Raw genomic sequence first — 22,282 nt, 5'->3', positions numbered from 1 at the left:
CGCCACCTCCTGTACGGGCCAGGCTAACGGCGGACGCGCGGCATCCCCAGACCGATCCAGGAGATGATTTCGCGCTGGATCTCGTTGTTGCCGCCGCCGAAGGTGAAGATCACCGCGGAGCGGTAGCCGCGCTCCAGTTCGCCGTGGAGCACCGCCCCCGCCGAGCCCTCCTTCAAGGGGCCCGCGGCGCCGACGACCTCCATGAGCCAGGCGTACGCGTCGCGGCGGGCCTCCGAGCCGTACACCTTGACGGCGGAGGCGTCCTGTGGGGTGAGGGTGCCGTCCTGGACGGCGTTGACCATCTGCCAGTTGAGGAGCTTCATCGCGTCGAGCCGGGTGTGGGTGCGGGCGAGCCGGCCGCGGACCCAGCCGAGGTCGATGACGCGGCGGCCGTCGGCGAGCAAGGTGCCGGCGGCCCAGCGCTGCACGTCGTGCAGGGCGCGGATCGCCATGGTGCCGTGGGCGGCGAGCGTGACGCGTTCGTGGTTGAGCTGGTTGGTGATCAGCCGCCAGCCGTGGTTCTCCTCGCCGACGCGGCGGGAGACGGGGACGCGGACGTTCTCGTAGTAGCTGGCGGTGGTGTCGTGCGAGGCGAGCGTGTTGATGAGGGTGCAGGAGTAGCCGGGGTCGGAGGTGGGCACCAGGAGCATGGAGATGCCCTTGTGCGGGGGCGCGGCGGGATCGGTGCGGACCGCCAGCCAGACCCAGTCCGCCGTGTCGCCGTTGGTGGTCCAGATCTTCTGGCCGTTGACGACGTAGGTGTCGCCCTCGCGCACCGCTCGCGTCTTCAGGGCGGCGAGGTCGGTGCCCGCGTCGGGCTCGCTGTAGCCGATCGCGAAGTCGATCTCGCCGGAGAGGATCCTCGGCAGGAAGTACGCCTTCTGCTCGTCCGTGCCGAACCGCATCAGGGTCGGGCCCACGGTGTTCAGCGCCATCAGCGGCAGCGGGACCCCGGCCTGGGCGGCCTCGTCGAAGAAGATGAACTGCTCCATGGGGCTCAGCCCCCGCCCCCCGTACTCCGTGGGCCACCCCACCCCCAGCCACCCGTCCCCGCCCAGGCGGCGCACGGTGTCGCGGTAGAAGCGCTTCTGGGCGGCGGGACCGGCGGTGGGGGCACCTCCCCCGCCTTCGGGGCCGTGGGGGAGGGCGTGGGAGCGGTCCGGCACCAGCTCGGCGAAGTAGGCGCGCAGCTCGGCGCGGAGCCGCTGCTGCTCGGGCGTGTATTCGAGGTGCACGGGGCCCTCCCAGGCGGGTCACGGGGCGGTGCGGGAGCGGTGCGTGGCGGGGCAGGGCGCGTCACGGTGTGTCGCTGAGCGTCGCCGCACGTGGGCGCGCGACCGTGCCGGGCCGCTCGCTCGCGGTACGTCGTGTGGGGCGGGCACACAGTAGAACGTGTTCCAGCAATCTGGAAGGGCGACAATCGTGGAAGGGCGACGCGAGGGGCGCCTGTGCCCACGCGAGGGCCGCAGACGCCTGGGCGAGAGCCCGGAGCGCACCCGAGGCGTGGCCGGTCACCCGTTCGTCTTCGTGCGGTCGCCGGGCGTCCGGGGCGCGGTCAGCATGGCGAGGGCGTACCCCGACGCCCCCGGAGGCCCCCATGACCACCGCCCGTGACCTGATGACCGTCGACGTCCGGTGCATCCCGGCGAGCGAGACCCTCGACCGCGCCGCCCAGCTGATGCGGGACCACGGGATCGGCGCGCTGCCGGTGAGGAGCGACGACGGCACGCTGACCGGCATCGTCACGGACCGCGACATCGTGGTGAAGGTGCTCGCGGCCGGAAAGGAGGCCGCCGAGGTGACCGCCGGCGATCTCGCCGACGGCAAGCCGCGTACGATCCCCGCCGACGCGGACGCCGCGGAGGCGGTACGGGTGATGAGCGACGCGCGCATCCGCCGCCTCGTCGTCGTGGACGACGGGGAGCCGGTGGGCGTGATCACCGAGGCGGACCTGGCCCGGCACCTCCCCGCGGACCAGTTCGCCTCGTTCGCGAGCAGCGTCTACGCGCGCGGCTGAGCCGGGAGGTGCCGGGCCCCTTCGGTCGGGTCAGGGCAGCAGCTTGTCGATCGCCGCGCTGCCGTCCTGCTCCAGACGGCGCTCGGCCCACTCCAGGCTCTTGGGCGTGATGTCGCGCCCCGAAGCCAGTACCAGGTCCTCCGCGGTGATGTCACCGCCCGCCCCGGTGTGCAGCAGTGAGTCCGGGGTGATCCCCTCCCGCTTCGACGCGGGCTCGGACTGAGCGTTCATACCGCCTCCTCATTAGTCCGGCGTGGCTCCATTCTGGTACCCGGCCCCGCAGAGCGCATCCGCCCCAGATCCGTCACCCGTTCCGGTGGTCCTGGCGGCCTCCGGCGGGCGGGGTCACCCGTTCGGTGAAAAGTCGTCCCCGCGACACGCCGGAGGCGGGAACCGGCCACCGCGCCCATCGCGTTCTCCCCACGACAGCACGGCGCGGCGCGGCGGCGGACCACGGTGGCCCGGGGACAGGTGGTGGCGATGAGCGAGCTGGTTCCCGGAGGCAACCGGTCCCTTCCGGACGGCGTCCTGACGATCGGCGTCCCCGGGCCCTTCGACCTGTCGGTGCTGATCACCGACGACACGGGGAAGGTGGGCGGCGACAGCGACTTCGTCTTCTACAACCAGCCGTCCGCCCCCGGCACCCGGCTCGCCGACGAGGTGATCACCGTCGACCCCGATCGGCTGCGGGCCGGGGCGAGCCGGCTGACCGTGGTCGTCAGCCCCGCCGAGCCGGGTCTCCCGCTCGGCCGGCTGCCGGTGCCGAGTCTGCGGCTCACCGGACCCGGCGGCGAGGTCCTGGCCCGGTTCACCCCGCCGAGGCCGGAGCGGGAGACGGTGCTGCTGCTGGCCGAGATCTACCGCCGGGGCACCGGCTGGAAGGTCCGCGCGCTGGGACAGGGGTACGCGGACGGCCTCGCGGGGGTGGCCCGCGACTTCGGGGTGGACGTGGCCGAAGAGGACCCGCCGCCGCACGCCCCGACCGTCCACCTGCCCACGGTGGCCGCGGCGCTTCCGGACGCACGGCGGCCCGAGCCCCGGGCGGCCGGCCCACAGCAGGCCGACATCTTCGGCGCGTTGGCCGACGCCGAGCGGGCCAGGGCCGGGGTCCCGGCGGTGACGATCGACGGACGGCTGGCCTCGGCCGCCGAGGCGCACGCCGCGACCATGGCCGCCCAGGGCCGCCTCAGCGTGGAGAGCCCGGACGGGGTGTCGGTCTTCCAGCGGGTGACCTCGCGGGGGTACGCGTATCTGGGCATCGCCGAGCACCTGGTCTCGGGGCCGCGCACCCCCGCCGAGTTCCTCGCGTACTGCCGGGAGGACGCCCACACCCGCCGCCCGCTGCGGGACGCCGCCTTCACCGAGGCGGGCATCGGCCGCGCCACCGACGAGCGCACCGGCGAGGTGTACTGGACGGCCCTGTGGGCGAGCCCGTTCAGCGAGGACGGGCTGCGCCGGACGGTGTCGGAGGTGGTCGCACTCACCAACGGCCGCCGCGTCACCGCCGGGCTGCGCCCGCTGGCGGACGACACCCGCCTCGCCGCGGCGGCCCAGGCGTACTGCGCGGACATGGCGGCCCGTGGTTTCTACGCGCACACCTCGCCGGAGGGCCTGGAGCCGTGGGACCGGGCCCGGGCGGCCGGAGCCCGGCACCGGGGCATCGGCGAGAACATCGCCTGCGGGCAGCGCACGCCGGCCGAGGTGGTGGAGGGCTGGATGAACAGCCCGGGCCACCGCGCCAACATCCTCAAGCCCGGCTTCACCCACATCGGCGTCGGCTTCACGGGCGGCGGGCGCGCGGGCACGTACTGGACGCAGTTGTTCGGCCTGGCCTGACGGGAACCGCGCACGGGCACGGCGCACGCACGCCGACGCGGCCGACCCCCTTGCGCGGCCGGGCGGCGCCGCTCGACCCATTGGCCGCCTTTTGTCATGACTCGCTCATCTCACACCCCGTCACATCCCGCACACGAGGCGCGAAACCGGCCAGGTTTCCCACGTGAGGGCCGCCACATCTCCGCCACCCGGACAGCAAAATCTTCACGGGATCGACAGATTCAGTGAAGGATCTCCACTTTCGGCGGGCCGGATGGCCCCGGACAGCAAGATCATTTCCGTTCAACATTGCACTTCGAATCTGGACATGTCCGCATTGAGCCCAACCCTTTGAGTGACGCTTTGCCGTTCCGTTGCCGGGCTGTAGGCATTGGCCAGGACGGTTTGCCGGACGTCCGGCCCTGACCAGCCGGAGAACAGTCCGTCAACGACCCGTCAAGCGCGTCGGCCGGGCGGCGACTTCACCTTTCCGCGCCCCCGACGCCGCTGGACCACTACCGAGCACTGCCGAAAACAGGGGGTTCACCCATGTCCCGACTCACCCGCCGCAGCGCGCTGGGCCTCACCGCGAGCGCGGTGGCCGGCCTGGGCCTCGCCGGTACCGCGTACGCGGCGACCGCGAGCGAGTCCGCCAACGGCGTCGTCCCCGCCGCGGGCAACGGCCACACCGGCCACACAGACACCATGGACCACACGGGGCACGGCACGCCCGCCCCGTTCGACGAGGTCTACCAGGGCCGCCGCATACAGGGCGAGCCGGTGCACGGCGGCGGACACGCCGGCCACCACGGGGGCTACGCGGTGCGAATAGACGGCCAGGAGCTGCACGTGATGCGCAACGCCGACGGCACCTGGATCAGCGTGGTCAACCACTACGAGACGTTCGCGAACCCGCGCGCCGTGGCCCGTGCGGCCGTGGTGGAGCTCCAGGGCGCGACCCTCGTCCCGCTCGCCTGATCCCGTCCCGTCACCGCACCCGCAGCACCACCATCAGGAGCACTTCCATGACCGTACGCAAGAACCAGGCGACGCTCACCGTGGACGAGAAGCGGCGCTTCGTCAACGCGATCCTCACCCTGAAGCGCAACGGGACGTACGACACGTTCGTCACCACGCACAACGCCTTCATCATGAGCGACAACGACGACACCGACCGCGTCGGCCACCGCTCGCCGTCGTTCCTGCCGTGGCACCGCAGATTCCTCCTGGAGTTCGAACAGGCTCTCCAGGCGGTGGACTCCACCGTCACCCTGCCCTACTGGGACTGGACGGCCGACCGCACCACGGCCTCCTCGCTCTGGGCCGCCGACTTCCTCGGCGGCACCGGGCGCAGCCGTGACGGCCAGGTGATGGACGGCCCGTTCGCCTCCAGCGGCGGCAGGTGGGCCATCAACGTCCGGGTGGACGGCCGCAACTATCTGCGCCGCGCGCTCGGCGCGAGCGTGGCGCAGCTGCCCACCAAGGCCGAGGTCGACAGCGTCCTCGCCATGACCACGTACGACATGGCGCCCTGGAACAGCGCCTCGGACGGCTTCCGCAACCACCTGGAGGGGTGGCGCGGGGTCAACCTGCACAACCGGGTGCACGTCTGGGTCGGCGGCCAGATGGCCACCGGTGTCTCCCCCAACGACCCGGTCTTCTGGCTGCACCACGCGTTCATCGACAAGCTCTGGGCGCAGTGGCAGGAGCGCCACCCCGCCTCGCCCTACCTCCCGGCCGCCGGGACGGCGAACGTGGTGGACCTGCGCGACACCATGCGCCCGTGGAACAACGTGACGCCGGCGGACATGCTGGACCACAAGCAGTTCTACACGTTCGACGCCGCTTAGGCGCTCCGCCGGGGACCGTGTGCCCGGCCGCGGACCGTACGCGGCCGGGCACGCGGGTTCTCCCGCCCCCGGGCGGCCCTAAGCTCGCCGGCATGGACGTTCACGAATCAGTGCTCGAACTCGTCGGCGGCACCCCGCTGGTACGGCTGCGCACACCCGGCGGCGAGGCAACGGCTCCGCTCTACGCCAAGCTCGAATACCTCAGCGCGGGCGGCAGCGTGAAGGACCGCATCGGCCTGCACATGATCGAGCAGGCCGAGCGGGAGGGGCTGCTGCGCCCCGGCGGCACCGTCGTCGAGGCGACCTCCGGCAACACCGGGGCCGGGATCGCGATGGTGGCGGCGGCGAAGGGGTACCACGCCGTCCTGGTCGTCCCCGACAGGACGAGCAGCGAGAAGATCGCCACGCTGCGCGGGTTCGGCGCCGAGGTGGTCGTGCGGCGCGGCGGGCTGCCCGCCGAGGACCCGGAGAACGTCTTCAACACGGCGGCGCGGATCGCCGCGGAGCGGCCGGGCAGCTGGCTCGCCGGGCAGTACGACAGCCCGGCCAACCCCGCGGCGCACTACGCCACGACGGGTCCGGAGATCTGGCGTCAGACGGACGGCCGGGTCACGCATCTGGTGGCCTGCGTCGGCACCGGCGGCACGATCAGCGGCACCGGCCGCTACCTCAAGGAGGTCAGCGGAGGCGCCGTGCGGGTGACCGGGGCCGATCCGGCGGCGTCGGTCTACTCGGGCGGCGACGGCCGTCCGTACTTCGTCGAGGCGACCGGGCATGTGCGCCACCCCGAGACGGTGGAGGACGTCTGGCCCACCTCCTACCAGCAGGACGTGGTGGACGAACTGATCCCGGTGCGCGACCGGGACGCACTGCTGACGGTACGTCACCTCGCGCGGGAGCAGGGCCTGATGGTGGGAGGCTCGGCCGGTCTCGCGGTCGCTGCCGCCCAGCGCGTGGCGGCCGGGCTCGGCCCCGAGTCGCTGGTCGTGGTGATCCTGCCGGACTCGGGGCGCCAGTACCTCTCGAAGTACTTCAACGACGCGTGGCTGCTGCGGCTGGGCTTCCTCGACGGCGAGGAGGGCACGGCCCGGGTCGGGGACGCGCTGGCTCCAGCGCTGCGGGCAGAGCCGCTGCCGTACGTGAACCGGCTGAGCACGGCCGCCGAGGCGCTGGCCGTGCTGCGGACCCTGCGCGAGCGGGGCCTGCCGGCGCTCGCCCCGGCCGGGCCGTGCCCGGTGGGCCCGGACCGCGCGCCGACCGTCCCGGAGCTGGCGGGCTCCCTCCACCTGGACGCGCTCGCCGCCGCCCTGGAGGACGGCACCCTGAAGCCGCACGACCCGGTGCGCGACCACCTCGCCGCCCCGCTCCCCCACTTCGGGGTGGGCGAGGAGGCGGCGGCCGTGCTCGCCGAGCTGGAGGAGCGCGGCGAGGAGCTGGCGGTGGCGGTACGGGACGGGCACGCGATGGGGCTGGTGGACCGCTCCGCGCTGCGGGCCCTGCTCTGAGCTGCGGGCCCTGCTCTGAGCTGCGGGCCCTGCTCTGACGCGGGCCGGCGGCGGCCGTCGTCGGCCACCGGGGCGCTGCCCCCTACCCCTGCCCTTCCGCCACCCCCAACGCCACCGCCATCACGCTGAGCTGGGGGTTCACCTCGGGGCATCCCGGCAGCAGCGACGCGTCGGCGACGAGGACGCCCTCGACGCCGCGCAGACGGCCCCGCCCGTCCGCCGGGAAGCGGGCCGGGTCGCCGCCCCCGGCGACCGTACCGGTGGGGTGGAAGGCCGACAGGTGCAGCTGACGTGCCGTCACTCCTGCCAGCGCCTCGTCCAGCTCGCGCGGGTCGCGCGCCCTCGGCGCCTTCGGGATGCCCGTCAGCACCTCCTCGGCGCCCGCCGCGAACAGGAGCCTGCCCATCGCCCGCACCGCCGTCAGCAGCCGCCCCGCGTCGCGGGGGCCGAGGTCGTAGCGGATCAGGGTGCGGTCGCGGCCGTGGACGCTGCCCGAGGGCCGGTCGGCGATCATCGCTCCCAGGGTGGCCAGGTTCCCGGCGCCGTCCAGTTCGCGGCGCAGCTCGCGGCCCACGCCCGGCAGGACGAAGCTGCCCATGCCCGGCGGGGTCGCCGTCGCCTCGATGAGGACCCCCCGGCCGTGCAACTGCTCCACCCCGACGCTCTGGAGCACCCCCTCCCAGGCGGTGACCGGCTCGGGGAAGCGGCCCGCCACGCTCGTCGCGGGGTGGACGCTGAGGTTGCGGCCGATGCCCGGATGGGAGCCCAGGCCCGAGCGGCGAAGCAGTGGAGGGGACTGGAGGGCGCCCGCCGCGACCACCACCAGCGGGCTGAGGATGTCCACCTCGCTGCCGTCCGCCCGCCGCACCCGCACCCCGGCGGCCCTCGGTCCGCCCGGCCGGTCGGTGTCGACCAGGACGCGCCGCACCCGGGCGCCCGTGACGATCCTGGCTCCCGCCGCGCACGCGTCGGGCAGCACCGAGAGCTGGACGCTCTGCTTGGCCCCCGCCGGGCAGCCCACCACGCACTGGCAGGAACCCTTGCAGCCGGGGGCGTTGCGGCGCAGGGGCGCGGCCCGCCAGCCGAGGCGGCGCGCGCCGGTGAGTGCCAGCAGGCCGTTGTTGCCCAGGACGTCGAGCGGCTGGGTGGCGACGCGCAGGGTCCGCTCGACCTCGTCGAGGCGGCGCGGCATGCCATCGGCGAGGCCGAAGCCGAAGGACGAGCGCCAGCGGTCAAGGACGTGGTCCGGAGTGCGGTAACAGGTGCCGGAGTTGACCAGGGTCGTGCCGCCGACGGCCCGCCCGGTCGGCAGCAGCAGGGGCGGGCGGCCCACCGCGACGGTCGCCCCGCCGTCGCGGTAGAGCTCGGCGAACCGGTCGAGCGGGGCGCGGCGCCCGAACGACGCGGTGGTGTGGTGGTGGCCCTCCTCCAGGACGACCGTGCGCAGCCCGGCCCGCGCGAGGGTCCGCGCGGCCATCGCTCCCCCGGCGCCCGACCCGATCACCACGGCGTCGGCCGTACTGCGCGTGGGCCACTCCTCGGCCGGGACGCAGTCGAGCGGCGGATCGTCCGGCGGCGCCGGAACCGGCCCGCGCCCACCCTCGTACAGCATCCGCTCGGTCCCGGCGGCGAGCAGCACCGGCACCTTGAGCAGGTCCAGGACCGGGGCGAGGGCGGGGCGGGCGCCGAGCGCCGCCATGAGGTGCTCGCGCTCCCCGTGGCCGAGCGCCGCCAGCCGCCGTCCCGTCCGGGCGAGCGCGTAGGCGTCGACGGCCGCCGCCGCGCCCCGCAGCCCCGCCCGGGCGGGCCCGGGCATCGAAGCGAGGACGGTGTCGAGCCTGCGCGCCGCCGCCGCCGTCCAGGGCCGGGTGCCGTCGTCGGCGAGCAGCGCGCCCACAAGACCGGTCGCGGTCCGGCTGCCGTGGCCGCTCACCGGCCGCCCACCTCTGCGTGGGCCGTGCCCTCCAGCCTCCACCGGGCCTCCGGCCGCCACCGCCCCCACCACCGCTCCAGCCGTACGACCGCGTCGGCCCGCTCGCTGTTGCGGCAGAGCGCCCCGCTGCCGTCGGGGTCGGTGTAGCCGAGGGTCAGGGTGCGCTCCTGCGGCTGGGTCACCTCCACGCGGATGCGGCGCAGACCGCAGCGGCCGGTCACCGTCCACACCGGCAGTGCGAGCTCCGCCCGGAAGCGGCCCGCGCCCGCCCATCCGAGGGCCGTCCGCGCGGGCCGCCGGGGCCAGGTGCGGCCGCCCCGGCGCAGCCGCAGGAAGACCAGCGGCGGCAGCGCGCGCAGCACGGGCTTCTTGGAGACCGCCGCCACCACCTCCAGGACGTCCCCGCCGCCGAGGTCCGCGTGCAGCCAGGACCAGCGGCGGGCGTTGCCGTGTCCGTATATACGGGCGGACGCGCCCGGTGCGCCCTTCAGTGTCAAGGTGCGCCCGTCGCGGGTGACCGTGCCGTCGTACGTGGCGCGGGCGGCGGGGAGGATCTGCGCGGCGGGCAGCAGCGGGCGCCGCCAGGACCAGCGCGGGAAGGTGAACAGCGGGGCGTCCTCGGCGCGTTCGGCCAGGTCCCAGGTGAAGGCGCCCGCCCTGCCGGTGAGCCGGCCGGGCCGGGCCGAGACGCCGTCTGCGGCGAAGCCGTCCGCGCCGCCCCGCCAGGGGCTCGGCCCGAAGCGGGCGTGCTCGACCGGCCCTTCCTCGGGGAACACCGCGATCCAGCCGTGGGCGCGGGCGGCCGAGCCGTCCGTGGGCGCGACCAGCTCGTGGTGGAGCCAGAGGCCGTCCCCGGTCACCGGATCGGTCACGGTCGTGTACCAGACCTCGGTCCGCCCGGGCTCGCCCCTGAAGCGCGGGGCGGCCAGGGCGTCGGCGTCCTCGCGGCGCGGGAAGCGGAAGCTCGCCAGGAACGGGGCGAGGCCGGTGCCCAGGGGGAAGCGCAGGGTGCCCGTGCCCACCCGCTCGCCCTCCTCGTACAGGGTGCAGGGCAGGACCGTCATCGAGCGGACCGGGCGCAGCGGGGTGACGGACTTCCAGCCGTCCAGGGTGAGCCGGCGCCCGTCGGCGGTGAAGGCGAGGCGGTAGCGGATGCGGCGGCGGGCCAGCGGGGAGATCTCCAGCTCCCCCGTCGCGTACGGGTCGTCGGCCCGCCCTTCGACGCGGACGCGGCCGGTGAGGCGCGCGGGCGTGGTGCCGCCCGGGCGCAGGACGGTGTCCGCGACGGCCCGCAGGTCGAGGCGGGCCGCGCGGGTGCGGCCCTCGCCATCGAAGCGGAACGTGCCGAGCAGCGTCTCCCGGAACTCGGTGCCCCGCCCGCTCACGCCAGGTCCTCCAGCATGATCCGTTCGGTGGCGGTCAGATAGGCGTCCGCCGCCGCGTGGGCTGCCGCGCGGTCGCCCGCCTCCACCGCCGCGACGACCGGGGCGAGCCGCGCGTACGCCGCCTGCGGGTCGGTGAACGGCCCCGCCAGAGACGCCCGTACGGGGAGGTAGGCGTTGAAGAGGGTGTTGGTGAGGAGGACGTAGACCCGGTTGCCGGTGGCGCGGGCGAGCGCCCGGTGCACCTCGGCGTCGGCGAGCTGCGCCGCGTCCGCGCCCTCCGCCTCCCGTACCGCGTGGAGGAGCCGGCGCAGCTCGGCGGCGGCCCGGGTGTCGCGGCGGGCCGCCGCCCGTTCGGCGATCAGCGCGCCGATGCTTCGCCGCACCTCGAAGACCTCCGCGATCCACTCCGGGCTGTGGCGGACCAGCATCGGCAGCAGATCGGCGCCGCCCAGGCGCGCGTAGTCGCGGACGCGGGTGCCGACGCCGTGCCGGGTCTCCAGGAGCCCGGCCTGCACCAGCCGGCCGAAGGCGTGCTTGAGGGTGGTCCGGGTGACGCCGTAGCCGTCGGCGAGGCTGCGTTCGGGGGGCAGATAGCTGCCCGCCGGATGGCGGCCGGTGAGGATGTCCTCGCGCAGCCGGTTCTCCAGGACGTCGACGATGGTCTCGCGGGGCAGCGTCTCCACGAAGTCCTCCCCAGGATCGTGATGCGATGGCACGGCAGTGGATCAGTGGCTGAGCCACTGAACCAGTGCGCTTCCGGTGCGGTCAAGGGGTCGGCGCGAGAGAGGGCGGCGGGGGAGGGCGATACGCCCCAAGAGGCCGGTAGCGACCCGTTGCGACCCCGAACGCGCGCCCGCGCCGGATACGCCACCGTCCGTAACGGATCAAGAGCGTTCCGAAGAGGGCAAGGTCACAGCCTTTCCCTCTGCTGCGCCTTTGGGCGGCTGCCCTAGCATCTGAGCATGACGGTCCTGCCTGACGACGGGCTTTCGCTGGCCGCCGAGTTCCCTGATGCAACCCATGAGCAATGGCAGCGCCTCGTGGAAGGCGTGCTGCGCAAATCGGGTAAAGATGTCTCGGGCACGGCTGCCGAGGAGGCACTGTCCACCCCGGTCGAGGACGGGCTCACCACCCGCCCCCTGTACACCGCGCGAGACTCCGCGCCCGATGCCGGATATCCGGGCTTCGCCCCCTTCGTCCGGGGAAGCCGGCCCGAGGGCAACGTGGCCGACGGCTGGGGCGTGCGACAGCGCCACGCCGGAACCGACCCCGCCCGGGTCAACGAGGCCGTGCTGGCCGACCTGGAGAACGGCGTCACCTCCCTCTGGCTGACAGTGGGCCGGGGCGGCGTCCCGGTCTCCTCGCTCGCCCGCGCCCTCGATGGCGTCTACCTCGACCTCGCACCCGTCGTCCTCGACGCGGGCGCCGAGGCCGAGGCCGCCGCACAGGCGCTGCTGAGCCTGTACGAGGAGCGCGGCGTCCCCGCCGGCTCCGCGCGCGGCAACCTCGGCGCCGACCCGCTCGGCCACGAGGCCCGTACCGGCGAGGCGCTGGACCCGGGGGCCGCCACCGGCCTCGCCCGGCTCTGCGACGAGCGGTTCCCGCACCTGCGCGCGCTCACCGTGGACGCCCTGCCCTACCACGAGGCCGGCGGTTCGGCGGCGGAGGAGCTCGGCGCCTCGCTGGCGACGGCGGTCGCCTATCTGCGCGCCCTCACCGAGGCGGGTCTGTCCGTCGAGGCCGCCTGCGCCCAGCTGGAGTTCCGCTACGCGGCCACCGCCGACCAGTTCCTGACCATCGCCAAGCTGCGCGCCGCGCGGCGGCTGTGGGCGCGGGTCGCCGAGGCGAGCGGGGCCCCCGCCGCCGGGGCGCAGCGCCAGCACGCGGTGACCTCGCCGGTGATGATGACGCGCCGCGACCCGTGGGTGAACATGCTGCGCACCACGGTGGCCTGCCTGGGCGCCGGAGTCGGCGGCGCCGACGCCGTCACGGTGCTGCCCTTCGACCACTCCCTCGGTCTGCCGGACGCCTTCGCCCGCCGGATCGCGCGCAACACCTCCTCCATCCTGCTGGAGGAGTCGCACCTGGCCCGGGTGATCGACCCGGCGGGCGGCTCCTGGTACGTGGAGCGGCTCACCGACGAACTCGCCCACAGCGCCTGGGAGTTCTTCCGGACCATCGAGCGCGCGGGCGGCCAGGCCGCGGCGCTGCGCTCCGGTCTCGTCCGCGAGCGGCTCGCCGCCACCTGGGCGGCGCGCGGCGCCCGCCTCGCGCGGCGGCGTGAACCGGTCACCGGCGTCAGTGAGTTCCCCTCGCTCGCCGAACGCCCCGTCGAGCGTGAGGCGGCCCCCGCCGAGCCCTCGGGCGGGCTGCCGAAGGTCCGTCGCGACGAGGCGTTCGAGGAGCTGCGCGCCCGTTCGGACGTCCATCTGGCCGCGACCGGTACCCGTCCGCGGGTCTTCCTCGCCGCACTGGGCCCGGCCGCCGCGCACACGGGCCGGGCGGGCTTCGCCTCCAACCTGTTCCAGGCGGGCGGCATCGAGCCCGTGCACGATCCGGTGTCGGTCGACGCGGAGACGGCCGCCGGGGCGTTCGCCGCCAGCGGCGCCACCGTCGCGTGCCTGTGCTCCAGCGACGCGCTCTACACCGAGCAGGCCGAGGCGGTCGCCGCCGCCCTGCGCTCGGCCGGCGCGCGCCACGTCTACCTCGCCGGCCGCGGCGACTTCGCCGGTGTGGACGAGTACGTCTTCGCCGGCTGCGACGCGGTGGCCGTGCTCTCCTCCGCCCTCGACCGCATGGGAGTGGCGTCATGACGATCCCCGACTTCTCGGAGCTGCCGCTGGCTCCGGGCGCCGGCGCCGGCGGCTCCGAAGACCAGTGGCGCACCGCCGTGAAGGAGTCCACCGGGAAGGCCGACGGCGATCTGCTGTGGGACACCCCGGAGGGCATCGCGGTCAAGCCGCTCTACACCGCGCGCGACCTGGAGGGCCTGGACTTCCTTCAGACGTACCCGGGCGTGGCGCCGTATCTGCGCGGCCCCTATCCGACGATGTACGTCAACCAGCCCTGGACGATCCGGCAGTACGCCGGGTTCTCCACGGCCGAGGAGTCCAACGCCTTCTACCGGCGCAACCTCGCCGCCGGTCAGAAGGGCCTGTCGGTCGCCTTCGACCTGCCGACCCACCGCGGCTACGACAGCGACCACCCGCGCGTGACCGGTGACGTCGGCATGGCCGGCGTGGCCATCGACTCCATCTACGACATGCGCCAGCTGTTCGACGGCATCCCGCTGGACAGGATGACGGTGTCGATGACGATGAACGGCGCGGTGCTGCCCGTCCTCGCGCTCTACATCGTGGCCGCCGAGGAGCAGGGCGTACCGCCCGAGAAGCTGGCCGGGACCATCCAGAACGACATCCTCAAGGAGTTCATGGTCCGCAACACCTACATCTACCCGCCCAAGCCCTCGATGCGGATCATCTCCGACATCTTCGCGTACACCTCGCAGAGGATGCCGCGCTACAACTCGATCTCCATCTCGGGCTACCACATCCAGGAAGCGGGTGCGACGGCCGACCTGGAGCTGGCCTACACGCTCGCGGACGGTGTGGAGTACCTGCGGGCCGGACAGGAGGCCGGACTCGACGTCGACGCGTTCGCGCCCCGGCTCTCCTTCTTCTGGGCGATCGGCATGAACTTCTTCATGGAGATCGCCAAGATGCGGGCGGCGCGGCTGCTGTGGGCGCGCCTGGTCAAGCAGTTCGACCCGAAGAACACCAAGTCCCTGTCGCTGCGCACCCATTCGCAGACCTCGGGCTGGTCGCTGACCGCGCAGGACGTCTTCAACAACGTCACGCGCACCTGTGTGGAGGCGATGGCCGCCACCCAGGGGCACACCCAGTCGCTGCACACCAACGCGCTCGACGAGGCGCTCGCCCTGCCGACCGACTTCTCGGCGCGCATCGCCCGCAACACCCAGCTCCTCATCCAGCAGGAGTCGGGCACCACCCGGGTCATCGACCCCTGGGGCGGCAGCGCGTACGTGGAGAAGCTCACCTACGACCTGGCGCGCCGGGCCTGGCAGCACATCCAGGAGGTCGAGGCGGCCGGCGGTATGGCGCAGGCCATCGACGCGGGCATCCCGAAGCTGCGCGTCGAGGAGGCCGCCGCCCGCACCCAGGCGCGGATCGACTCCGGGCGCCAGCCGGTGATCGGCGTCAACAAGTACCGCGTGGAGACCGACGAGCAGATCGACGTCCTCAAGGTCGACAACTCCTCGGTGCGCACCCAGCAGATCGCCAAGCTGCGGCGGCTGCGCGAGGAGCGCGACGAGGCGGTGTGCCAGGACGCGCTGCGCGCGCTGACGAACGCCGCCGCCTCCGGCACCGGCAACCTCCTCGAGCTGGCCGTGGACGCGGCCCGCGCCAAGTCGACGGTCGGCGAGATCTCGGACGCCCTGGAGAAGGTGTACGGACGGCACGCGGCGCAGACCCGTACGATCTCCGGCGTGTACCGCAACGAGGCAGGACAGTCGCCTTCGGTCGAGCGCACCCGCGCGCTGGTCGACCGCTTCGACGAGGCGGAGGGCCGCCGCCCGCGCATCCTGGTCGCCAAGATGGGCCAGGACGGCCACGACCGCGGCCAGAAGGTGATCGCCACGGCCTTCGCCGACCTCGGCTTCGACGTCGACGTCGGCCCGCTCTTCCAGACGCCGGGCGAGGTCGCCCGGCAGGCGGTCGAGGCGGACGTGCACATCGTCGGTGTGTCCTCCCTCGCCGCCGGTCACCTCACCCTCGTACCGGCGCTCCGCGAGGAGCTGGCGGCCGAGGGCCGTCAGGACATCATGGTCGTCGTCGGCGGTGTCATCCCGCCGCAGGACGTCCCGACCCTGCTCGAGATGGGCGCCACGGCGGTCTTCCCGCCGGGGACGGTCATCCCGGACGCGGCGTACGACCTGGTGACGCGGCTCGGCGCGGCGCTGGGCCACGACGAGCTGTAGCCGCCCGTGCGCATCGATCTGGACAGTTACGTCAAGGGTGTGCTCGACGGGAAGCGGTCCTTCGTGGCCCGGGCGATCACGCTCGTCGAGTCCACCCGGCCCGACCACCGCACGCTGGCGCAGCAGCTCCTCACCGAGCTGCTGCCGCACGCCGGAAAGGCCCGGCGGATCGGTATCAGCGGGGTGCCTGGCGTGGGCAAGTCCACCTTCATCGACGCCTTCGGCACGATGCTGACGGGGCTCGGCCACCGGGTCGCGGTGCTCGCCGTCGACCCGTCCTCCACCCGTACCGGCGGCTCGATCCTCGGCGACAAGACGCGGATGGAGCGCCTGGCGGTGGACCCGGCGGCGTTCGTGCGGCCCTCGCCGAGCGCGGGCACGCTGGGCGGTGTCGCCAAGGCGACCCGGGAGTCGATGGTGGTGATGGAGGCGGCCGGGTACGACGTCGTGCTGGTGGAGACCGTCGGCGTCGGCCAGTCCGAAACGACGGTCGCCGACATGGTCGACTCGTTCCTGCTGCTCACCCTCGCGCGCACCGGTGACCAGCTCCAGGGCATCAAGAAGGGCGTCCTGGAGCTGGCGGACGTGATCGCCGTGAACAAGGCGGACGGCCCGCACGAGCGCGACGCGAAGTCGGCGGCGCGCGAACTGGCGGGCGCCCTGCGCCTGATGCACCCCGCCGACGCGGCCTGGACCCCGCCGGTGCTGTGTTGCAGCGCCCGGGAGTCCAGCGGCCTTGACACCGTCTGGGAGCGCCTGGACCAGCACCGTTCGCTGCTCGACTCCAACGGACGGCTGGCCGCCAAGCGCCGCGACCAGCAGGTCGACTGGACCTGGACGATGGTCCGGGACGAGCTGCTGGGCCGGCTGCGCGCGCATCCACGGGTGCGCGCGCTGGCTCCGGCGCTGGAACAGAGCGTCCGCGACGGCGAGTTGACGGCGACGCTGGCCGCGGAGCGGATCCTGGGCGCGTTCCAGGGCGAGCCGGAGGCCCCGGCCGGGGAGTGAGCGCGGCGCGCGACAGAGGGAGGGAAGGCCCGGACCGGTACGGTCCGGGCCTTCCGCGTGCTCAGGCCGCGGCGCCCGCCGGCTCCGCGCGCTCGGCCGCGCGCAGCCGCTCGACGAGGGCGGCGCGGGCCCGGGCCACCCGGGAGCGCACGGTTCCCACCGGGCAGTTGCTGACGTGGGCCGCGTCCGCGTAGGGCAGTCCGAGGAGCTGGGTGAGGACGAAGGCCTCGCGGCGCTCGTCCGGGAGCGCCGCCAGCAGATCGGCGAGGGCGACCCCGTCGTCGAAACCGGGCAGCCCCCGGGGCTGGGCCCGCTCGGCGGCCGACTGCCAGTCGTGGGTGTCGGACACCCGCGGGCGCGCGGCGGCGTACCGCAGGTGGTCGACGACCGTGCGGCGGGCGATCGACAGCAGCCAGGTCCGGGCCGAGGAGCGGCCTTCGAAACGGTGCAGGCTGCCGAGGGCCCGCAGGAAGGTCTCCTGGGCGAGGTCGTCGGCGGCCTGCGGGTCGGCGCCGAGGTAGCTGACGTAACGGCGTACGTCGAGGTGGAGCGCGCGGACGAAGTGCTCGACGGCTTCGGGGTCGCCGGCGCGGGCGGCCAGCGCCCACGCCGTTATCGCCTGGTCCGTCGATGCCTCGCGCGAGCGGGGCAGGGCAGGAGTGATCACCTGATGTCCTTCTCGGGAATCCGGGATCCGGACCGGCCGGGAAAGGCGGCGGGTCCGGTGAAGGGGTACGGCGGCACCGGGGGGTGCCGCCGATGCCCGGGGCCCCGCAGAGGTTGCGGGGACGCCCCGGGAAACCGGCTGTCGTCAGACGACAGCGGTCCCGGCGGGCGGACCCCGTGAGGTGATCGCGTGGACGAGGAGGAGCCGCCGCAGCCGGCGGGTCGTACGCCCCGGCCTGGCGCGCGGGCGCGGGGGCAGCGGGGGCGCGACCGCGAGGACAAGCCGCAGCGGGGCGGACAGCCGGCCGGCGAAGGCCCGCAGGATGCGGAAGGCCGCGCGCTCGCCGTACGCGAGCCACAGCCCGCAGAGCAGCGCGGCCAGGAGGTGGACGGCGAACATGCCGGTGGAGGACATCCCCAGGGGCATCCCCGCCATGCCGTGCCCCATGGAGTCCATAGGGCCCATGGAGTCCATGGGGCCCGGGTGATCCATGTGGCCCACGGCGTCCATATGACCCATGTGGTGCATGGGCATCCCGGTCGTCCGCGGGCCCATGGGCGGCGCGGTGGGGCCCGCTGTGGTCTGGGCCCACGAGAACAGTTCATGGAGCACCGCCTGCGCCCCCACGGCGACCGCCACCACGGAGGCGAAACCGCGCTCGCGCCCCGCCAGTGCCCACGCCGTGGCGCCGGTGGCGGCGAAGCCGCACCCCAGGGCCCACCACGGCACCGGTGTCCGCGACATGAGGGCGTGTCCGAACGCGGTGAGCAGCACACAGAGGGCCGCGAACATCGCGGCCCGCACGGTGCGGCAGGCGTCGGTGGCAGTCATGGCGCGCTCATCCTCGCATCCGCCCCGGGCGTCCCACCGGCGGGTTCGCACAATGATCCACCGATTCCGCCCCTACGGCGTGGGTGATCCAGGCCACGCCGGAGCGCCGGAACCAGGCGCCTGCGCGCACCGACTACTGGGGCGCCGGGGCGTCAGCCCGGCCGGTGGGCGTGCGCGAGGAAACGGCCCATCGCCCGCCGGGCGGCGGGCATCAGCCCCTGCGGCACCGGGGCGGTGACCGCCGCCGTCCCGACCGTGGCGCGCGGCGCGGGCACGGGCGGCCCGTACCACTCGCAGGGCGCGCCCGGGTGGCACTGCCGGGCATCACCGTGCGCCTTCAGCGCCACACTGATCAGACTGAGCAGCAGTTCGACGTCCGCGTCGCAGTCCAGGAGCACGGTGAGCCAGGCGGATCCGGGCATCACCCGGATCGCACTGCTGCGCCGCAGCTCGGGCAGCAGCCGCTCGATCGCGGGGTGGGTGAGGTGCAGATCGGCGGCGTGGTCGGAGTGGAAGTGCACCACCTCGTACTCCGTCGTGCGGAAGGCCTGCCCAACGGCGCACCGGGGCGCGCCACTTACCAGATTCGGCCATGTCTCCAACTGAGCCATGGCGCGATGGGCCGCGGTCATGACCCCATCCTCGCGCACGATTCACCCGGAGGACACCCCCCTGTCACGCTGCTCGCGAGCCGCCCGGGCGATCCGTGTCCGAAGGGCCCCGGGAAGGGGATCAGTCCAGGCTGACCGGGCCTTCGCCGGTCCTGGCCCGCGGGGCGCGCGGCCCGGCCGACCCGTCCTCGTCCGGCGTTCCAAAGCCGCCGGAGTGGCCCCGCAGCTCCGGCAGCACGCCCTTGGCGGAGCCGTCACGCCGGTCCTGGCCCTGGCCGGATCCGCCCAGGTTCTGGCGGACCGAGTCGAGGATCGTCAGGCCCTGGCCGACCAGGCCCGCGGCGATCTCGCCCAGGCCGTCCGCCCCGTTGAGCACATTGACGTTGGCGCCCGCGAGGCCGCCCGCCGCCTCCTTGACGATCTGCGGCAGCTGGTCGATCAGCATCCGGTCGAGGGCGACCCGGTCGTACGAGGCCGCCGCCTCGGCCTGGATCTTCATCCGCTCGGCGTCGGCCACGGCCAGCACCCGGATGCGCTCGGCCTCGGCCTCGGCGGGCTTGACGATCTCGGCGACCAGCTGCTGCTGGCGCAGCTCGGCCTGGCGCAGCGCCAGTTCGGTCTGGGCCGCCAGCACCTCCTGCTGGGCGTGGGCCTGGGCGAGCGGACCGGCCTGGGCGGCCTGTGCCTGGGCGCGGTCGACCTCGGCCGAGTACTCGGCCTTGACGACGGCGGTCTGGCGGGCGTACTCGGCCTGGTTGCGGGCGGCCACCTGCTCGGCCTCCACCGCGGCCTGGGTGGCCTGTGCCTGGGCGATCTGCGCCTGGCGCTGGATGGCCGCCTTGTGCGGCGCCGACATCGCCGCGATGTAGCCGGTGTCGCCGTCGTCGATCGACTGGATCTGGAGCGAGTCGACGATCAGGCCGATCTTCGCCATCTCCATCTTCGAGGTGCCCAGCACCTCGGCGGCCAGCTTCTGGCGCTCGGTGACGATCTCCTCGACGGTCATCGAGCCGATGATGGCCCGCAGATGACCGGCGAAGATCCGGCCGGTGAGCACCGACATCTGGTCCTGGTCGGAGAGGAAGCGCTGGCCGGCGTTGACGATGGACTCGGTGTCGTTGCCGACCTTGAAGGCGATGACCGCCCGGACGGTGAGGGCGATGCCCTGCTTGGTCACACAGGTCTCGGTGACCTCGGACTCGCACATGGCGAGGGTGAGGAACCGGGTCTTGCGGAAGATGGGGAGCACGAACTTGCCGTGTCCGGTCACCACCCGGAACGGCGCCCCTCCCAGTCCTCGTCTGCCGCCCGAGATGAGCATCGCCTCGTCGGGGGCGGGCACGCGGTATCCGAACATCGGGGTCTCCCTTTGACTTTCGCTTGGTGTGCTGCTGAGCGGACCCGAGGGCCGGGCGGTGTCAACCGGTGCCGAGGCCCAGCCCGTCCAGCGGGTCGGACCACTCGATGACGTCGACCTGACGGGTGCCGCGCGACTCGACGACGAGGACCCGCGCCCCGCGCGGCAGGGGCTCCTCGGACCAGGCCAGGAAGGTCTCCGAGCCACCGCGCACCCGTACCAGGACCTCGCCGGGGCCACCGGGGCCGAGGGTGCCGATGAGCACCTCGCCGGTACAGCCGATCACGGCCTCGTCCTGTTCCATCCCCGACCGCCCCCCTAGTCGACGCGGAACCGGCCCTTCACGGTCGGGGCCGCCCGCACTTTCCGGACGCGCGACCGATCCGGACTTCCGACGATAGCTCCCCGCTCCCGGGCGGCCCATCCTCGGGCGCCTGACGGAGTCTGACGTTCGGGTGCCAGTGGCCCCACACAACGGGCAAGTAATCTGCGAAATCTGACACAACCCTGAAACCAGAGTGTCTTGTTCGGCCCGAGCGCCCCCACGAGACTGGGGGGACAAGATCTGCCGCGCCGCGCCGGGCCCCACCCCGGAAGGGCGCCGGAGCACATGTGACACCCCGAGGCCGAGCTTCATGAACCAGGTGGGGCTGTTCCCCGGGACTGCCGGTCAGGCGGCGGCGAGCCGAAGCGCTCGCCGGACCGCGTGACGGGCCGGCGGCGCCCGCGGGAGTGCCCGCACGCCGCCCGCACGATCACTGCCAGGACGCCGCGGGGGCGTCCTCAGCATGTCTCGCTGGGAGAGTTCTTGATGATCACACGCAGGAATGCGATGAAGGCCGGTGTCGCGCTCACCGGCGCCGTGGGGGGCGCGGGACTGCTGCTTCCGGCCCTGGGCAGCGAGGCGCAGGCGCAGACGACGACGGACATCGACCCCACCACCATCCCCAAGTTCGCCCAGGAGATGACGGTTCCGCAGGTCCTGCGTCCGGACCGGATATCGGGCACCACCGCGTACTACAGCTTCGAGATGCAGGAGGTGCAGACGGAGATCATCCCGGGCAAGCAGACGACCGTCCGCACCTTCGACGGCCACTGGCCGGGCCCGTGGATCAAGGCGTGCTCGGGCCACCGCGTGGTGGTCACGCAGAAGAACAACCTGCCCACGCCGACCTCGATCCATCTGCACGGCGGCCACGTCCCGGAGTCCAGCGACGGCACCCCGATGGACCTCATCCAGCCGGGCGGCGAGAAGACGTACACCTACCCCAACAGCCAGCCCAACGCGAACCTGTGGTTCCACGACCACGCGCACCACATCGAGTCGGAGAACGTCTTCCGCGGTCTGACCGGCATCTACACGCTGATGGACCTCCAGGAGAAGGCCCTGGGGCTTCCCTCGGGCGCGTACGACGTGCCGATCTCCATCCGGGACGCCCGCTTCGACGACAACGGCCAGTTCATCTACCAGATGAACGACTTCCGGGGCCGCAACGTCATCCTCGCCAACGGCAAGGCCTGGCCGTACTTCGAGGTGGCGGCGCGCAAGTACCGCTTCCGGCTGTACAACACGGCCAACATGCGGTTCTTCACGCTGAAGCTGTCGGACGGCTCGACCGTCCAGCAAATCGGCACCGACGGCGGCCTGCTGGAGGCGCCGGTGACCACCGACGCCATCTCGCTGACGTCCGGCGAGCGCGCCGACGTCGTCATCGACTTCTCCAAGTACCCGGTGGGCACCACCCTCCAGATCGTCAACACCGAGAACGTGCCCGCCGGTGTCCCCCCGACGCCGGTCCTGCAGTTCCGGGTGACCCGCAAGGCCGCGGACTACAGCAAGGTGCCGGCCAAGCTGCGGACGCTGCCCGCCCTGGCGACGCCGACCGTCAACCGCGACATCGTGCTGCGCGTGGACGAGAACATCGCGGACGGCATGGGGTACATCGACGACAAGGTGTACGACCACAACCGCGTCGACACCACCATCAAGTACGGCGACACCGAGGTGTGGACCGTCTCCAACGTCAACCAGCGGGTGCCGCACAACTTCCACATCCACCTGGTGCAGTTCCGGGTGCTGGAGCGCAACGGCGTGCCGGTGACGTCCGGGCCCGAGGCGGGGCTCAAGGACACGGTCCGGCTGATGCCCGGCGAGAAGGTGAAGGTGCAGGCCACCTTCACCGGCTACCGAGGCAAGTACGTCTACCACTGCCACATGTTCGACCACGCGTCGATGGGCATGATGGCGACGATGGAAGTCGTCTGAGGCCCGTACCGCGGTGGCGGGGCGCCCCGGGTGAATCC

Annotated in this window: 19 protein-coding genes; 9 read left to right on the top strand and 10 right to left on the bottom strand. The window is 73.4% G+C overall.

All coding sequences use genetic code 11. From position 1 onward, the window contains the following. Positions 1 to 23: 23 nt before the first annotated feature. Complete coding sequence (locus tag ACZ4MU_RS18075) at positions 24 to 1,235, bottom strand: acyl-CoA dehydrogenase family protein (protein WP_467877169.1); 1,212 nt, start codon at positions 1,233 to 1,235, stop codon at positions 24 to 26. Positions 1,236 to 1,597: 362 nt separating this feature from the next. On the opposite strand from ACZ4MU_RS18075, the gene ACZ4MU_RS18070 reads away from it, so the two are divergent. Continuing rightward, positions 1,598 to 2,017, top strand: coding sequence for a CBS domain-containing protein (locus ACZ4MU_RS18070; protein WP_467877166.1), 420 nt, complete (start codon positions 1,598 to 1,600; stop codon positions 2,015 to 2,017). A gap of 30 nt (positions 2,018 to 2,047) precedes the next feature. On the opposite strand, the gene ACZ4MU_RS18065 is transcribed toward ACZ4MU_RS18070, so the two are convergent. After that, positions 2,048 to 2,248: a hypothetical protein gene (locus tag ACZ4MU_RS18065; RefSeq protein ID WP_467877164.1), complete on the bottom strand. Its 201-nt coding sequence runs from the start codon at positions 2,246 to 2,248 to the stop codon at positions 2,048 to 2,050. A 249-nt stretch (positions 2,249 to 2,497) separates the two neighbouring features. Here ACZ4MU_RS18065 and ACZ4MU_RS18060 point away from each other — a divergent pair, with 249 nt between their 5' ends. The 4 genes from ACZ4MU_RS18060 (at position 2,498) to ACZ4MU_RS18045 (ending at position 7,187) form a co-directional block, all read left to right on the top strand. Continuing rightward, a complete protein-coding gene (locus ACZ4MU_RS18060) occupies positions 2,498 to 3,853 on the top strand; it encodes a CAP domain-containing protein (protein ID WP_467877161.1) in 1,356 nt (451 codons plus the stop codon). Positions 3,854 to 4,381: 528 nt separating this feature from the next. Next, positions 4,382 to 4,810, top strand: coding sequence for an apotyrosinase chaperone MelC1 (gene melC1 / locus ACZ4MU_RS18055; protein WP_467877158.1), 429 nt, complete (start codon positions 4,382 to 4,384; stop codon positions 4,808 to 4,810). A gap of 47 nt (positions 4,811 to 4,857) precedes the next feature. Beyond that, positions 4,858 to 5,682 (top strand): tyrosinase MelC2, encoded by an 825-nt coding sequence (gene melC2, locus ACZ4MU_RS18050; RefSeq protein WP_467877155.1) that lies wholly within the window; start codon positions 4,858 to 4,860, stop codon positions 5,680 to 5,682. A gap of 92 nt (positions 5,683 to 5,774) precedes the next feature. Beyond that, entirely contained in the window at positions 5,775 to 7,187 is a 1,413-nt protein-coding gene (locus ACZ4MU_RS18045; protein ID WP_467877152.1) for a pyridoxal-phosphate dependent enzyme, read from the top strand. An 82-nt stretch (positions 7,188 to 7,269) separates the two neighbouring features. On the opposite strand, the gene ACZ4MU_RS18040 is transcribed toward ACZ4MU_RS18045, so the two are convergent. The 3 genes from ACZ4MU_RS18040 to ACZ4MU_RS18030 are packed head-to-tail and all read right to left on the bottom strand — an operon-like array spanning position 7,270 to position 11,188. Then, positions 7,270 to 9,120: a GMC family oxidoreductase gene (locus ACZ4MU_RS18040; protein ID WP_467877150.1), complete on the bottom strand. Its 1,851-nt coding sequence runs from the start codon at positions 9,118 to 9,120 to the stop codon at positions 7,270 to 7,272. Then, positions 9,117 to 10,505, bottom strand: a complete 1,389-nt coding sequence (locus tag ACZ4MU_RS18035; protein ID WP_467877147.1) for a hypothetical protein — start codon at positions 10,503 to 10,505, stop codon at positions 9,117 to 9,119. The genes ACZ4MU_RS18040 and ACZ4MU_RS18035 overlap by 4 nt, the downstream gene beginning before the upstream one ends. Then, a complete protein-coding gene (locus ACZ4MU_RS18030; protein ID WP_467877144.1) occupies positions 10,502 to 11,188 on the bottom strand; it encodes a FadR/GntR family transcriptional regulator in 687 nt (228 codons plus the stop codon). The genes ACZ4MU_RS18035 and ACZ4MU_RS18030 overlap by 4 nt, the downstream gene beginning before the upstream one ends. Positions 11,189 to 11,467: 279 nt before the next feature. Here ACZ4MU_RS18030 and mutA point away from each other — a divergent pair, with 279 nt between their 5' ends. Genes mutA through meaB form a run of 3 tightly spaced genes read left to right on the top strand, consistent with a single transcriptional unit; the run spans position 11,468 to position 16,512 of the window. After that, the gene (mutA, locus tag ACZ4MU_RS18025) at positions 11,468 to 13,318 is read left to right on the top strand and encodes a methylmalonyl-CoA mutase small subunit (protein ID WP_467877141.1); all 1,851 of its coding nucleotides are present in this window, start codon (positions 11,468 to 11,470) and stop codon (positions 13,316 to 13,318) included. Beyond that, positions 13,315 to 15,504 carry a methylmalonyl-CoA mutase gene (gene scpA, locus ACZ4MU_RS18020; RefSeq protein ID WP_467877139.1) on the top strand — a complete coding sequence of 730 codons (2,190 nt, stop codon included), beginning with the start codon at positions 13,315 to 13,317 and terminating at the stop codon, positions 15,502 to 15,504. The genes mutA and scpA overlap by 4 nt, the downstream gene beginning before the upstream one ends. Before the next feature lie 6 nt (positions 15,505 to 15,510). Further along, positions 15,511 to 16,512, top strand: a complete 1,002-nt coding sequence (meaB, locus tag ACZ4MU_RS18015) for a methylmalonyl Co-A mutase-associated GTPase MeaB (RefSeq protein ID WP_467877137.1) — start codon at positions 15,511 to 15,513, stop codon at positions 16,510 to 16,512. Between the two features lie 61 nt (positions 16,513 to 16,573). Here the strand turns inward: meaB and ACZ4MU_RS18010 are convergent, their stop codons facing one another. The 5 genes from ACZ4MU_RS18010 to ACZ4MU_RS17990 all read right to left on the bottom strand — a co-directional run bounded on the left by ACZ4MU_RS18010 (position 16,574) and on the right by ACZ4MU_RS17990 (position 20,282). Beyond that, positions 16,574 to 17,179, bottom strand: coding sequence for a sigma-70 family RNA polymerase sigma factor (locus ACZ4MU_RS18010; RefSeq protein WP_467877134.1), 606 nt, complete (start codon positions 17,177 to 17,179; stop codon positions 16,574 to 16,576). Between the two features lie 144 nt (positions 17,180 to 17,323). Next, entirely contained in the window at positions 17,324 to 18,010 is a 687-nt protein-coding gene (locus ACZ4MU_RS18005; protein ID WP_467877132.1) for a hypothetical protein, read from the bottom strand. Between the two features lie 152 nt (positions 18,011 to 18,162). Then, positions 18,163 to 18,642 carry a luciferase domain-containing protein gene (locus tag ACZ4MU_RS18000; RefSeq protein WP_467877130.1) on the bottom strand — a complete coding sequence of 160 codons (480 nt, stop codon included), beginning with the start codon at positions 18,640 to 18,642 and terminating at the stop codon, positions 18,163 to 18,165. A gap of 100 nt (positions 18,643 to 18,742) precedes the next feature. Next, positions 18,743 to 19,978, bottom strand: coding sequence for an SPFH domain-containing protein (locus tag ACZ4MU_RS17995; RefSeq protein ID WP_467877127.1), 1,236 nt, complete (start codon positions 19,976 to 19,978; stop codon positions 18,743 to 18,745). A 61-nt stretch (positions 19,979 to 20,039) separates the two neighbouring features. Continuing rightward, positions 20,040 to 20,282: a hypothetical protein gene (locus ACZ4MU_RS17990; RefSeq protein ID WP_467877125.1), complete on the bottom strand. Its 243-nt coding sequence runs from the start codon at positions 20,280 to 20,282 to the stop codon at positions 20,040 to 20,042. 507 nt (positions 20,283 to 20,789) lie between these two features. Between ACZ4MU_RS17990 and ACZ4MU_RS17985 the strand changes: the two genes are divergently transcribed. Continuing rightward, positions 20,790 to 22,244 (top strand): multicopper oxidase family protein, encoded by a 1,455-nt coding sequence (locus tag ACZ4MU_RS17985; protein ID WP_467877122.1) that lies wholly within the window; start codon positions 20,790 to 20,792, stop codon positions 22,242 to 22,244. Positions 22,245 to 22,282 lie beyond the last annotated feature (38 nt).

This window comes from Streptomyces sp. NPDC026377 (genome assembly GCF_055567715.1).
The sequence above is the reverse complement of the archived record's forward strand: the minus strand, read 5'-3'. Positions and strand labels throughout refer to the sequence as shown.